This is a genomic window from Pseudomonas sediminis, from assembly GCF_002741105.1.
GTDB classification, from domain to species: Bacteria; Pseudomonadota; Gammaproteobacteria; order Pseudomonadales; family Pseudomonadaceae; genus Aquipseudomonas; species Aquipseudomonas sediminis.
Map to the genome: position 1 here is coordinate 442,810 of NZ_NIQU01000004.1, position 12,060 is coordinate 454,869.

General features: G+C 65.9%; 12 protein-coding genes. 6 read left to right on the forward strand and 6 right to left on the reverse strand.

Annotated features, from left to right (window positions below; translation table 11 throughout):
• Positions 1-157 precede the first annotated feature (157 nt).
• Positions 158-646 (reverse strand): carboxymuconolactone decarboxylase family protein, encoded by a 489-nt coding sequence (locus CDO35_RS12685; RefSeq protein WP_099525080.1) that lies wholly within the window; start codon positions 644-646, stop codon positions 158-160.
• A 118-nt stretch (positions 647-764) separates the two neighbouring features.
• Complete coding sequence (locus CDO35_RS12690; RefSeq protein ID WP_099525081.1) at positions 765-1,718, reverse strand: helix-turn-helix transcriptional regulator; 954 nt, start codon at positions 1,716-1,718, stop codon at positions 765-767.
• 146 nt (positions 1,719-1,864) lie between these two features.
• Between CDO35_RS12690 and CDO35_RS12695 the strand changes: the two genes are divergently transcribed.
• From CDO35_RS12695 to CDO35_RS12705, 3 genes are read left to right on the forward strand one after another with little or no spacing between them, the layout of a single operon-like run.
• The gene (locus tag CDO35_RS12695) at positions 1,865-2,254 is read left to right on the forward strand and encodes a hypothetical protein (RefSeq protein WP_099525082.1); all 390 of its coding nucleotides are present in this window, start codon (positions 1,865-1,867) and stop codon (positions 2,252-2,254) included.
• Positions 2,238-3,467: an MFS transporter gene (locus CDO35_RS12700; RefSeq protein ID WP_099525083.1), complete on the forward strand. Its 1,230-nt coding sequence runs from the start codon at positions 2,238-2,240 to the stop codon at positions 3,465-3,467. Before CDO35_RS12695 ends, CDO35_RS12700 begins: the two co-directional genes overlap by 17 nt.
• 22 nt (positions 3,468-3,489) lie before the next feature.
• Positions 3,490-5,751, forward strand: a complete 2,262-nt coding sequence (locus CDO35_RS12705; protein WP_166432403.1) for a TonB-dependent receptor — start codon at positions 3,490-3,492, stop codon at positions 5,749-5,751.
• A 4-nt stretch (positions 5,752-5,755) separates the two neighbouring features.
• Here CDO35_RS12705 and CDO35_RS12710 read toward each other — a convergent pair whose 3' ends face one another.
• Together CDO35_RS12710 and CDO35_RS12715 are read right to left on the reverse strand one after the other, a co-directional pair.
• Positions 5,756-7,060 (reverse strand): MFS transporter, encoded by a 1,305-nt coding sequence (locus CDO35_RS12710; protein ID WP_099525085.1) that lies wholly within the window; start codon positions 7,058-7,060, stop codon positions 5,756-5,758.
• A gap of 101 nt (positions 7,061-7,161) precedes the next feature.
• Positions 7,162-8,073, reverse strand: coding sequence for a LysR family transcriptional regulator (locus CDO35_RS12715; RefSeq protein ID WP_099525086.1), 912 nt, complete (start codon positions 8,071-8,073; stop codon positions 7,162-7,164).
• Positions 8,074-8,213: 140 nt separating this feature from the next.
• On the opposite strand from CDO35_RS12715, the gene CDO35_RS12720 reads away from it, so the two are divergent.
• The gene (locus CDO35_RS12720) at positions 8,214-8,957 is read left to right on the forward strand and encodes an SDR family oxidoreductase (protein ID WP_099525087.1); all 744 of its coding nucleotides are present in this window, start codon (positions 8,214-8,216) and stop codon (positions 8,955-8,957) included.
• Positions 8,958-9,040: 83 nt separating this feature from the next.
• A complete protein-coding gene (locus CDO35_RS12725) occupies positions 9,041-9,610 on the forward strand; it encodes a flavin reductase family protein (protein ID WP_099525088.1) in 570 nt (189 codons plus the stop codon).
• Positions 9,611-9,622: 12 nt separating this feature from the next.
• On the opposite strand, the gene CDO35_RS12730 is transcribed toward CDO35_RS12725, so the two are convergent.
• On the reverse strand, positions 9,623-10,234 hold the full coding sequence (locus tag CDO35_RS12730; protein ID WP_099525089.1) for a LysE family translocator: 612 nt from the start codon (positions 10,232-10,234) through the stop codon (positions 9,623-9,625).
• 94 nt (positions 10,235-10,328) lie between these two features.
• On the opposite strand from CDO35_RS12730, the gene CDO35_RS12735 reads away from it, so the two are divergent.
• Positions 10,329-11,309 (forward strand): GlxA family transcriptional regulator, encoded by a 981-nt coding sequence (locus CDO35_RS12735; protein ID WP_099525090.1) that lies wholly within the window; start codon positions 10,329-10,331, stop codon positions 11,307-11,309.
• A gap of 81 nt (positions 11,310-11,390) precedes the next feature.
• Here the strand turns inward: CDO35_RS12735 and CDO35_RS12740 are convergent, their stop codons facing one another.
• Positions 11,391-11,990 carry a LysE family translocator gene (locus CDO35_RS12740; protein WP_243699076.1) on the reverse strand — a complete coding sequence of 200 codons (600 nt, stop codon included), beginning with the start codon at positions 11,988-11,990 and terminating at the stop codon, positions 11,391-11,393.
• Between the last annotated feature and the right edge of the window lie 70 nt (positions 11,991-12,060).

A 12,060-nucleotide genomic window follows, 5' to 3' on the forward strand; every position in this document is an offset into this window, starting at 1 on the left:
CGGCGAGTGTGTCTGATGGAGGCCGACGAGGATTCGTCACGCCAGCGCGGTGCTGGCGCGGGGGCACATCATGCCGGTTTTGCCCGTGCTGTGCAGTGGGCCGCTCAGGGAGACGCAGGGCGGCTGCGCGACTGGCGACCGCCCCTGTGGATAACCCTCAGGCCAGACCGGCCTTGTCCAGGCCGAACTGCTTGTCGGCGGAGCCGGGCACGGTGCGGAAGGCCACGTTGAGGCGGTTCCAGCCGTTGATGGCGACCACCAGGAAAGTCAGCTCCGACAGTTCCTGCTCGGAGAACTGCTCGCGCACGCTGGCGTAGATGGCGTCGGACACGCCGTGCGGTGACAGCTGGGTCAGGGCTTCCGTCCACTCCAGCGCGGCGCGCTCCTGCGCGGAGAACAGCGGCGATTCGCGCCACACGGCGATATGGTGCATGCGCAGTTCGCGGTCGCCATGGATCTTCGCTTCCTTCACGTGCATGTCGACGCAGAAGGCGCAGCCGTTGATCTGCGATGCACGCAGCATGACCAGGTGGGCCAGCGGCGCGAGGAACGGGCTGCGGGTCAGCAGCATGGAGAACTCGGCGTATTTGCCGGAAGCCCTGGGGGAGAGTGCGAAGTAGTCGAGGCGCTGGCTCATGGTGATCATCCGTATCCGCGTTGAGGGGCGCGATGGCGTGACGGCCTGCCCCGGTAGCGATGAATCTACGCAGCAGTGGCCCAGCCACATAGATCCAATTGTGCAGATTCGGATTGATCCACTTCCCTCAGCGACGAGCCTGCGACGGTGGAAAACCGTACTCGCGCTTGAAGGCGGCGCTGAAGCTGCTGAGGTGCTCGTAGCCGGCCAGGCTGGCGGCTTCTTCCACCGACAGTCCCTGCTGGCGCATGGCCTGATAAGCGCGGGCCAGGCGCTGGCGGCGCAGGTAGGCGGCGATGGTGGTGCCGTTGCGGCTGCGAAAGGCATTCTGCAGGTCGACCGGGTTGGTGCCGAGCTGGCGCGCCATGTCGGTGATGCTCAGGGCATCTGCCTCGCCGCTGTCGAGCCATTCCTTGAGGCGCGCCAGGCAGCGTTCGAGATGGCTGCCGAGGCGTTTCTCCTGGGGCGTGTCGATGCCGCGCAGGATGTCGCAGGCCAGATCCAGGGCGAAGCTCTCGCGTTGCAGGCGTTGCATCAACGGCGGCAGGCTCGCGTCACGTTCGAGCAACTGGTGGGCACGTTGGAGGATGTCCACCGAGGGTTGCCAGGGCAGGTTGTGCCAGTGGCTGCGGCTGAAGCGCATCAGGGCGTCGCTGCGCAGCTGGCTGTCGAGGGCGAACTGCTGCAGCCAGTCCGGGGTGATGCTCAGGCATACCTTGGTTTCTTCGCGGCCGCTGCGCCAGTGGCGCTGGAACTGGTCGCTATCGGTCAGGTTGACCAGCATGGCGCGCTGACCGCCAGGGCGGGCATCGAAGTGCAGGCGCTGGCGCGGCAGGCTGACTTCGGCTTCGCCTTGTAGCAGGAAGGCGGCAGTGATGCCCGGCGCCAGGCGGTTGTCGCTGCTGGCGTCGACCAGATCGCGGCTGTGGCTGAAGTACAGCACCAGGCCTTCGCTCAGCACTTGCACTTGTTGTTCGCCGTCGAGCACTGGCTGTTCGCCCGGTAGCTCGCGCTGGAAATGCAGGTTGCCGCCCAGGGTGTGGACGACATCGCTGAGCTGACCGCAGGTGAAGACCGTCATGCTGGCTTGACCGATGGAAGTTTCGTTGCGGCTAATTTTTCCTTCTTTTCCCCTAAGCGCGCAACATTGTTCAGAATTATTCTCATGTGCAATGAGGTCGCAATCGTCTTGGTTGCGTCACCAACGATCATGGGAATCACACAGCGATGGGTTTGCTCCTCACGCAAACGGCAGTGGTCGAGGCGGTCTTTCACGACCAGGTCGACGCGGCGCAGATAAGCCAGTGGCTGGACGGCATCGAGCGTCTGATCGAAGGCCGTCAGCCGTTCTTCTTCATTTCCAGTACCCGCGAGGGCAGCACCTTCGCCGAGGGTTACCGGGCCATCCAGGGCGTCTGGTACAAGCAGCACAAGGCGGCGTTCCGCGAGGTGTGCCAGGGGCTGGTGCGCATTGCCTGTGACGCCGAGGAGCAGGCCCGGCTCGACACCCCGGCGCTGCATGCCGCCTGGGGCGTGCCCTACTTCGTCACCCTGGACAGGACGCACGGCTATCGCTGGATCGCCGAGCGCATGGTGGATCATGCAGCGTCCGTCTGAGCAGGTGCCGGTGACCCGGCTGGCGTTGGCGGTGATCGTGGTGCTGTACCTGGCCCACGCGCTGCCGCTGTACTTCTTCAACGTGGCGATGCCGGCCATCCTGCGTAGCCAGGGTGTCGACCTGCGCTGGATCGGCATGCTCTCGCTGCTGTACGTCCCCTGGGCGTTCAAGTTTCTCTGGGCGCCGCTGGTCGACCGGCATTACCTGCACAGCCTCGGCCGTCGCCGCACCTGGCTGTGGCTGACTCAGGCGGCGCTGGTGGCCGGAATCCTGGTGCTGGCGCTGACCGGCCTGGAGCACGGCCTGTTGCTGTTCGTGCTGGTGAGCCTGTGGATATCCACCTTCGCCGCCACCCAGGACATCGCCATCGACGGTTACACCGTGGAGTCGCTGGCCAGCGACGATCATCGCCTGGGCAGCATGGCGCAGAGCATCGGCGTGGCCCTGGGCAGTATGTTCGGCGGTGCCGGCGTGCTGTGGCTGTATCAGGTGGTCGGCTGGCAGAGCGCGTTGCTGACCCTGGCCGGCCTCAGCGCCTTGACCATGCTGGCAGTGGCGCGGGTCGATGATCGCCTGCCGGCGCAGGCCGAGGCGGCCAAGCCGGGCTTCATCGCCACCTTCAGGCGCCCGGAGATCCGCTGGGCGCTGCTGCTGATCCTGGTCTATCGCCTGGTCGAGGCGCCGGCCATGGCCATGCTCACGCCGATGCTGGTGGATCGGCAGTGGTCGCTGACGCAGATCGGCCTGCTGATGTCGGTGGCCGGCGCCAGCGTCGGGCTGCTCGCCGCCGTGGCGGCTGCACGCCTGTTGCAGCGCCAGCGCGCGGCGACCCTGCTGCTACGCGCCGGCTGGCTGCGCAGCCTGGCCTACCTGGCGGTCGCCGGGCTGCTGCTCAGCGGCCTGGCCGATGGCTCGCCCGTGTGGCTCGGCGCCATGGTGCTGGTGCTCCTGGCTATCCGCTACCTGGCGATGACCAGCCTCTACGCCCTGTTCATGCAGCTGTGCTCGCGGCAGCAGGCCGGCACCGATTTCACCGTGCTGGTGTGCTTCGAGCTGCTGGTGTTCTTCGTCGGCGGTTCGCTGTCGGGCTTCCTCGCCAAGGGCCTGGGCTACGAAACCTATTACCTGCTGCTGGGCGCGCTTTCAGTGCTCAGCGTCCTGCTCTGCAAACCTATCGTCCGGTCGATCCAGGCCGGCTCCGGCAATCATTGACGCGCTTTCTCTGGGGGAAACCATGAGGCATCTTTCGGCATCCATGCAGGTCACCTTGCTCAGCCTGGCGGTGAGCGGCGCGCTCCACGCGCAGGCCGACGACACCACGAGCAGCCAGGTCAAGGAACTCGGCCCGATGGTGGTCACCGCTTCCCGTTCGGCCAAGAGCATCGCCGAGATCGCCGGCACGGTGTACAGCATCGATCGCGAGCAGGTTTCCGAGCAGGCCGCTGCCGGCCGCTCCACCGCCGATATCCTCGGCCAGCTGGTGCCCTCGCTGGCGCCGAGCAGCGGCACCACCAGCAACTACGGCATGACCATGCGCGGGCGTACCGTGCAGGTGATGATCGACGGCGTGCCGCTGACCGGCTCGCGTGACGGTTCGCGCCAGCTCAACAGCATCAGCCCGGCGATGATCGAGCGCATCGAGGTGATCTCCGGTGCCACCAGCATCTACGGCGCCGGCGCCACTGGCGGTCTGATCAATATCATCACGCGCAATGCCGACGACGAAACCAGCGACTTCAGCAGCCGTATCGGCCTGCGTACCCCCGGCAAGGCGGCGCGTGACGCCATGGCCTACGAGGCCTCGCAGACCGCCGCTTTCCACCAGGGCGCGGTCAGCGGTTTCGCCGGCCTGAGCTTCACCAAGCAAGGCGAGATTCGCGATGCCGACGGTGATCGCATCGGCCCGGAAATCTCCCAGACCGACCGCCAGGACACCACCAGCTTCGACTTCAACGGCCGCCTGACCTGGCACCTAGACGATGACCAGCAACTGAGCGCCGGCGTGCGCTATTACAACGACGAGCAGGACAGCGACTACGGCCCGGACTACGGCCCCAACCTATCGGCGTTGCTGGTCTCGAACTACCAGCCCAGCCACAACGCGGTGGACGGTTTGCAGCTCGACGATCAGCCGCGCACCCGTCATTACGGCGCCAATGTGCAATACCTCAACCGCGATTTGCTGGGTGGTCAGCAATTGACCGCCGAAGCCTACTACCGCAAGGAAAAATCGCGCTGGTACCCGTTCGCCAGTCGTGCGGCCAATGCCGCGTTGCCTGGTGGGGTGGCCAACGTGGTGCTGCAGTCGAGCACCGATATTGACGTGTGGGGCGTGCGCACCGCCTTGCAGAAGGGCTTCGAGCTGGCCGGCCGCGATCTGCAACTGAGCTATGGCCTCGATTACGAGCGCGAGCAGGATCGTCAGGACGGCCAGTTCTACGACTTCAACAGCTTCTTCACCAGCAATGGCCTGAACTACCGCGAGACCTACAGTTCCTCGATGGGTCCGGACGTGAAGGTGAGCAAGACCGGCGCGTTCCTGCAGGGCGACTACCAGCTTACCGAGCGCCTCAGCCTGCAGGCCGGCGTTCGCCGCGAAACCATCCGCAACGAAGTGGACGACTCCATCCCCTATGGCGAGGCGGTCACCGCCGCCACCGTGGCCGGTTACCAGGCGCGTACCCTGGAAGGCGGCAACGTACGCCACAGCGAAACCCTGTTCAACCTCGGGGCGGTGTATGCGCTGACCGACACTCAGCAACTGTTTGCCAACTTTTCTCAGGGCTTCAGCCTGCCCGACACCCAGCGCATGCTGCGTGATGTGCCGGCCAGCTTCGTCATCGATAGCAGCAGCATCGATTCGATCAAGGTCAACAACTACGAACTGGGCTGGCGCCTGGGCGATGCCAGCGGCCTGAACGCCGGGGTGACCGCCTTCTACAACACCTCCGACAAGGTGGTGCAGTTCAACCGCGATTTCAGTGTCTCGGTGGCCGACACCGACGAGCGCGTATGGGGCGCCGAAGGCAACCTGCAGGTGCCGGTGGTCGAGGGCTGGACGCTAGGCGGTACCCTGGCCTACACCCGTGGCCAGTATAAGGACGCTGCCGGTAACTGGCGCGAGCTGAATGCCTTCCGCGTCTCGCCGCTGAAGGCCACCGTCTACAGCGACTGGCGCTTCCTCGATGGCTATGGCGTGCGCCTGCAGGCACTCACCGTGGGCGGCAGTGACCGCGCTTATGACGACGCTCAGTCCGCCGCGATCAGCCCGACCATCCGCGCCACCCCGGCGACCAAGATCCAGGGCTATACCGTGGTCGACCTGATCGCTCACGCGCCCTGGCTGGGCGGCGAGGTTGGTTTCGGCGTCTACAACCTGGCTAACCGCGACTACAAGACCGTCTACGGCCAGCAGGCCGAGGCCACCTACGGCGCCATCTCCAGCCTGCCGGCAGCCGGGCGCACCTTTGGCCTCAGCTACTCGGTGCAGTACTGATCGCTCAGCGCTGGTAGCTCAGCGGCCGCTTCGAGGACTCCGGCAGCGCCAGGCCGCCGGCGAGGGCCAGCAGGGCGATGGCGATCAGGTAGTAGGCCGGCGACATGCGGTTGCCGGTCGCCTCGATCAACCAAGTGGCGATCAGCGGCGCGGTGCCGCCGAAGATGGTGTAGGCCAGGTTGTAGGTGAAGGCCGAGGCGGTGTAACGCACCCGGGTGGGGAACTGCTCGGAGAGCAGCACCGCCGTCACCACGCCACAGATCACCGCACCGACGGCCAGCAGCATGGCGCCCAGGGCTGAAGCCAACAGGGTGCCCGAGGCTGCCAGGGTGAAGGCCGGATACACCGCGACGATCAGCGCCACTCCGGCGGTGAGGATGGTGCGGCGGCGCCCGACGCGATCCGAATAGCGCCCGACGAAGGGACACAGCAGGGCGGCGAAGAACAGCGCGATCAGGCTGGCGAGCAGGGCAGTCGGCCGTGCTGCGCCACCGACCACTTGCATGTAAGTGGTGAGGTAAGTGGTGAACATATAGAACGACAGTGCCGTCGCCGAGATGAACGCCGACAGGCACAGCACGGTGCCGCCATGCTCGCGCAGGGTTTCGCGCAGTGGTGAGTGTTCGGGATGAGGTTGCGCAGCCAGGGCCTGGAAGGCCGGTGATTCGTCCAGACGCAGGCGCATGTACAAGCCGACCAGACCCAGCGGCGCAGCGATCAGGAAGGGCACGCGCCAGCCCCAGGCCTGCATCTGCGCTTCGTCCAGCCAGAAGCCCATGCCGAATACCAGGCCGGCGGCGCAGGCGAATGCCATGAAGGTCGAGACCGGCACGAAGCTGCCATAACGGGCTTTCTGCTCGGTGGGTGCATGCTCCATGACGAAGGCGCAGGCGCCGGCATACTCGCCACCGGCGGAGAAACCTTGCAGGCAACGCGCCACGGCCAGCAGCAGCGGGGCGAACAGGCCGATGCTGGCGTAGGTCGGCAGCAGGCCGATCAGTGTGGTGGCGCCGGCCATCAGCAGTACGGTGATCGACAGTACGCGTTTACGTCCGATGCGGTCGCCGAGAATGCCGAAGACGATGCCGCCCAGTGGGCGCAGGGCGAACGACACGGCAAACACGGCGAAGGTCTGCAGCAGCGCCAGGGTCGGGTTGCCCGGTGGGAAGAACAGCGAGGCGATGGTCACGGCGAGAAAACCGTAGACGGCGAAGTCGAACCACTCGACGAAGTTACCGATGGCCGAGGCGGCGATCACCTTGTGCAAGGTGGCCGGGCTGACCTGTTGGCCCGTGTGTATAGCATTCATGCGACGCTCCTGATCCCTGATTTAGACGGCTTCAGGCAGGTTACGGAGCGATGGGCGGGGCGGGCGCTTCGCAGGCGACAGCGGCGTTGCCGTGAGCGACCTCAGCCTTGGGGAAATTGCGCCGGGTCGGAGAAGCAGGTGCGCAGGTGATCGAACACCAGGCGCACCCTTGGCGGCACCGGGCCTTGCTGCGGGCGGTAGATGAACAGCTGCCAGGGATCGGGTGCCTGCTCGGTCAGCACCGCCTGTAGGCGGCCGCTCTCCAGGTAGGGCTGCGCCAGGTAGGCGGGTAGCTGGCCGTAGGCCAGGCCGGCGAGCACGGCCTCCAGCTCGGCTTCGGGGTCGTCACACACCAGCGCTGGCGCGGGCGGATGCAGGCTGGGGCCGTGAGCGAAGGTCCACGGCCAGGGGCGGCCGTTCTTGCGGTCGATCAGCACCGACAGCGGCCGCTGCTGCAGCTCATCGAGGCTGCGCGGCACGCCGCTGGCAGCGATCAGTTGCGGCGTGGCCACCACCTGCAACGGCACCGGCGCCAGGGCGCGCGCGACGTAGCGGCTGTCACGCAGAAAGCCGACGCGGATGCCGATGTCGATCTGCGCTTCCACCGCGTCGGTGATCTCGTCCTCCAGGCGCAGGTTCAGCACCAGTTGCGGGTGCTGCTTGAGCAAGGGCTGCAGGAAGCCCACCAGAAAGCGCTTGCCGATGGCCTGCGGCGCGGTGATGCCGATACGCCCGGCGATGGCCGATTCGGTTTCGGCGCGATGGCCGCGAAACAGCGCATCGAAGTCCTCCAGCATCTGCCGGGCGCGCAGTGCATAGGCCTCGCCGAAGGCGGTGATATGCACCTGGCGGGTGTTGCGGTGGAACAGGATCTCGCCCAGTTCCTCCTCCAGCGCCTTGATCGCACGGGTCACCGCCTGTGGGGAAACCCCCAGGCGAGTCGCCGCCTCGCGGAAATTGCTGCAGTCGGTTGCGCTGCAGAAGATGCGGATCATCTCCATGCGATTGAGCATGTCGGGGCGCCTTTGTATTCCAAAAACTGGAATAGCCTAATCCAAACTCTTCCATTCATTGAAACTTAAATCGTCTCTAAGGTGAGCCTATGTCCGGCGTATGGCGCGGACACTCCCATGAATCCAGAGAGGGCTTACTCATGAGCAACAACATTTCCGGCAAGGTCGTGGTCATTACCGGCGCCAGCAGCGGCCTGGGCGAAGCGACCGCCCGTCATCTGAGCCAACTGGGCGCCAAGGTAGTGCTGGCCGCACGGCGCAAGGAGCGTCTCGAGCAACTGGTCAGCGAACTGGTCGCCGCAGGTGGCGAGGCCGTGGCCTACCAGACTGACGTGACCCGCGCCGATGAGGTGAAAGCCCTGATCCAGGGTGCACTGGACACCTTCGGCCGTGTCGATGTGCTGGTCAACAACGCCGGGCTGATGGCCATCGCACCACTGAGCGACGTACGCGTCGAGGAGTGGGAACGCATGATCGACATCAACATCAAAGGCGTGCTGTACGGCATCGCCGCTGCGCTGCCGGTATTCCAGCAACAGAATGCCGGGCACTTCATCAACATCGCCTCGGTGGCCGGGATCAAGGTGTTCAGCCCGGGCGGCACCGTCTACAGCGGCACCAAGTTCGCCGTACGCGCCATTTCCGAAGGCCTGCGCCATGAGGTCGGTGGCAGCATCCGCACCACCACCATCGAACCGGGTGCAGTGGATTCGGAGCTGAAGTTCGGCAGCTCGCACCAGCAGAGCCGCGACTTCGTCGTCGACTTCTACAAGCAGGCGATTCCGGCGGAATCGGTGGCACGCGCCATCGCCTACGCCATCGAGCAGCCGGCCGACGTCGACATCAACGAGATCGTCCTGCGTCCGACCACGCAGGAGTTCTAATCCCCTGTTGCTAAGACAGGCGCTTGCGATGCGGGCCTTCACGGGCCAGCATGCAAGCGCCTTTTTCGTTTTCAGGAGCCTGCATGAGCGCGTCCATCCATTCCGTCGACCTGGCCAAGGCCTACCGTCTGCTCAACCACGGGCCGACCGTGCTGGTGTCGGCACGTCATCAGGCTGTGGATAACGTCATGGCGGCAGCCTGGTGCTGCGCCCTGGATTTCGATCCGCCGAAGCTCACCGTGGTGATCGACAAGGCCACTCGTACCCGCGCGCTGATCGAGGGCAGCGGCCTGTTCGCCATCCAGGTGCCGACCGTGGCGCAACTGCAACTGACTCAGGCGGTGGGCAACGCCAGCCTGGCCGATGATCCGGCGAAGCTGGCGCATGCCGGGGTCGAGTTGTTCGAGATGGCAGGCCACGATGTGCCGCTGGTGGCGGGCTGCTCAGCTTGGCTGGTCTGCCGGCTGCTCGATGAGCCGCACAACCAGCAGGCCTATGACCTGTTCATTGGCGAGGTGATTGCGGCCTGGGCGGACGAGCGCGTGTTTCGCGACGGTCGCTGGCATTTCGAGACGGCCGACCCGAGCCTGCGCAGCCTGCATCACGTGGCGGGCGGGAATTACTACGCGATTGGTGAGGCACTCAAGGCCTGATGCCCGGCGTGCTTAGCGCGCCAGCGGCAGCGCCACGCCGATCAGCACGAAGAGCACGCCGCAACTGCGGTTAAAGGTGCGGCCGCCGCGCTGGAGCCAGGGCCGTACGCGGAAGGCCAGCAGCGCCAGCAGCAGCTCGACGAGGAACTCGACCACGGCGAAGGTCGCCGCCATCACCACGAACTGCACGGCCAGGCCGCGCTGTGGGTCGAGGAACTGCGGCAGGAAGGCGCCGTAGAACAGGATCACCTTGGGATTGGACAGCGCCGACAGCAGGCCCTGGCGAAACAAACGGCTGGCGCTGGGGCGGGTGCCGCTGTCGGCCAGGGTCAGGTTCATCGGCGGTGAGCGCCACAGCTGCACACCCAGCCAGATCAGGTAGGCGCCGCCGATCCACTTCAGCGCCAGCAGCGCGGTGGGAGCGGTCTTGAGCAGCGCGCTGAGGCCGAACATGGCCAGGGCGATCAAGGCACTGAAGCCGACCACGCCGCCGAGGATGGTGGCCAGCGCCATGCGCGCGCCATACAGCCCGCCGTGGGTCAGCGCCAGCAGGCTGTTGGGGCCGGGCGTCAGCGCCAGGCCGAGGGTGGCGACGAAGTAGACGAGCCAGAGTTCGAGGGCCATACGGGTCTCCTGTGAATACGCGGCCAGTCTAGTCAGCGGCTGGGTTGAGAATGAGGTAGATTTTGGTCATCTAACGGTTGATTCTGGACTGTGTATGACCGCAAGCCCCGACCTGCGTTTTCTCCTGCTGCCGCTGCCGGAGTTCGCCCTGCTGCCCTTCGGTGGCTTTCTCGACAAGTTGCGCTTCAGCGCTGACGACGAGGACTACAGCCGCCAGCGCTACTGCGCCTGGACGATCCTCGGCCTGCAGCCTGGGCATGTGTCGTCCAGCAGCGGTGCTGCGCTGCGTATCGAGGCCACACCCGAGCAACTCGATCTGGCTGACTTCGACTATCTGGTGCTGTTCGGCGGGCGTAATGCGCAGGCTACTGCTGCGCTGGCGCCGGACTATCAGGCGTTACTGCGGCGCGCCGCACGTGCCGGGGTGAAGCTGGTGGCGATCGACAATGCCAGCTTCCTGCTCGCCGCCTGCGGCCTGCTCGATGGTCATCGGGTGGCGGTGCACTGGCGCCATGAAGCGGAATTTCGCGCCAGCTTTCCGCAGCTGCGCCTGGCTCGCGAGCGTTTGTATTGCCTCGATGGTGCGCGGATTTCCTGCGCCGGCGGCACCGCAGCCATCGATCTGGCGGTGGAGCTGCTGGCTCAGGGCAGCGGCCGGGCACGGGCGCTCAAGGGCTTGGCCGATATGCTGGTGGACGAAACGCGCAGCGGCCAGCACGCGCTGCGCTCGTTGCACACGACATCGAGCGGCGAGCGCCATGTAGACCGCGCCATCGCCCTGATGCGCCACGGCCTGGCCAGCGCCGATGGCATCGAGCAGCTGGCGGCCAGTGTCGGCATCAGCCGCCGTCAGCTCGATCGCCTGTTTCAGGCCAGCCAGGGCATGAGTGCGCGCGAATACTGGAATGAGCTACGCCTGCAACATGTGCGCTGGCGTCTGCTCAACTCCAGCCACAGCCTGGCGCAGCTTGCCGACGAGATCGGTGTCAGCGATGCCAGCCACCTGGGCAAGCTATTCCGCCAGCGCTTTGGCTTGGCGCCCGGCACCTTCCGCCGTCAGGGCGGCGCGTTGTAGGAGCCGCGCCTCGCGGCGAATGTGGTGGATAGCCTCGGTATGGCGGCATCGCTGCAATCGCTTCGCGCCGGGGCGGCACTCCTACAGGTTTGTCATTAGCGGCAGCCACACCGAAGCGAGCAGTAGAACGGCCATGCAGCGGTTGAACAACAGCAGCCTGGTCGGTTGCCGTAACAGGCGCGCACCACCGGCGCCCAGTACTCCCCAGGCCAACAGGCAGGGCGTGGACACCAGCAGGAACAGCGTCGCGTAGCTCGCTACCGCACCGAATGAGGCCTGGCCGTCGAGGAAGATCGCCGTGACCGAGACGGTCATCAGCCAAGTCTTGGGATTGATCAGTTGCAGGCCGGCGCCTTGGATGAAACCCTGGCGTTGGTCGACGCGGCGCTCGTCCAGGCCAGCGGCTTCGGCGCGCATCAGCTTGCAGGCCATCCAGCTGATCCAGGCGGCGCTGGCCCAGGTCATCGCCGTCTGCAACAGCGGGGCGCGGGCCAGCAGTTCCCCTAGGCCCAGGCCGACCACCAGCAGCATCAGGCTGGCGCTCAGGCTCGCCCCTACCGCGATGGCCAGGGCGATGGACAGGCCGAAGCGGGCAGCGCTGCCGAGGATCAGCAGGTTGGTCGGACCGGGGGTGATCGACGCTACTGAGGCGAAGAGGATGAAGGGCAGCCACTGGTTCATGGCTGGGCTCGCCGGGCGGGGAAAGGCATTGGGCATCGCTCCATATTGGGTATGGCGCGATTGTCCGGCT

Bases quoted from the DNA above. Each gene is read 5' to 3' on its own strand.
- CDO35_RS12725 (WP_099525088.1), top strand. From the start codon at position 9,041: ATGAGCGCGTCCATCCATTCCGTCGACCTGGCCAAGGCCTACCGTCTG.
- CDO35_RS12710 (WP_099525085.1), bottom strand. From the start codon at position 7,060: ATGAATGCTATACACACGGGCCAACAGGTCAGCCCGGCCACCTTGCAC.
- CDO35_RS12690 (WP_099525081.1), bottom strand. From the start codon at position 1,718: ATGACGGTCTTCACCTGCGGTCAGCTCAGCGATGTCGTCCACACCCTG.
- CDO35_RS12695 (WP_099525082.1), top strand. From the start codon at position 1,865: ATGGGTTTGCTCCTCACGCAAACGGCAGTGGTCGAGGCGGTCTTTCAC.
- CDO35_RS12720 (WP_099525087.1), top strand. From the start codon at position 8,214: ATGAGCAACAACATTTCCGGCAAGGTCGTGGTCATTACCGGCGCCAGC.
- CDO35_RS12700 (WP_099525083.1), top strand. From the start codon at position 2,238: ATGCAGCGTCCGTCTGAGCAGGTGCCGGTGACCCGGCTGGCGTTGGCG.
- CDO35_RS12705 (WP_166432403.1), top strand. From the start codon at position 3,490: ATGAGGCATCTTTCGGCATCCATGCAGGTCACCTTGCTCAGCCTGGCG.
- CDO35_RS12685 (WP_099525080.1), bottom strand. From the start codon at position 646: ATGATCACCATGAGCCAGCGCCTCGACTACTTCGCACTCTCCCCCAGG.
- CDO35_RS12730 (WP_099525089.1), bottom strand. From the start codon at position 10,234: ATGGCCCTCGAACTCTGGCTCGTCTACTTCGTCGCCACCCTCGGCCTG.
- CDO35_RS12715 (WP_099525086.1), bottom strand. From the start codon at position 8,073: ATGCTCAATCGCATGGAGATGATCCGCATCTTCTGCAGCGCAACCGAC.
- CDO35_RS12735 (WP_099525090.1), top strand. From the start codon at position 10,329: ATGACCGCAAGCCCCGACCTGCGTTTTCTCCTGCTGCCGCTGCCGGAG.
- CDO35_RS12740 (WP_243699076.1), bottom strand. From the start codon at position 11,990: ATGAACCAGTGGCTGCCCTTCATCCTCTTCGCCTCAGTAGCGTCGATC.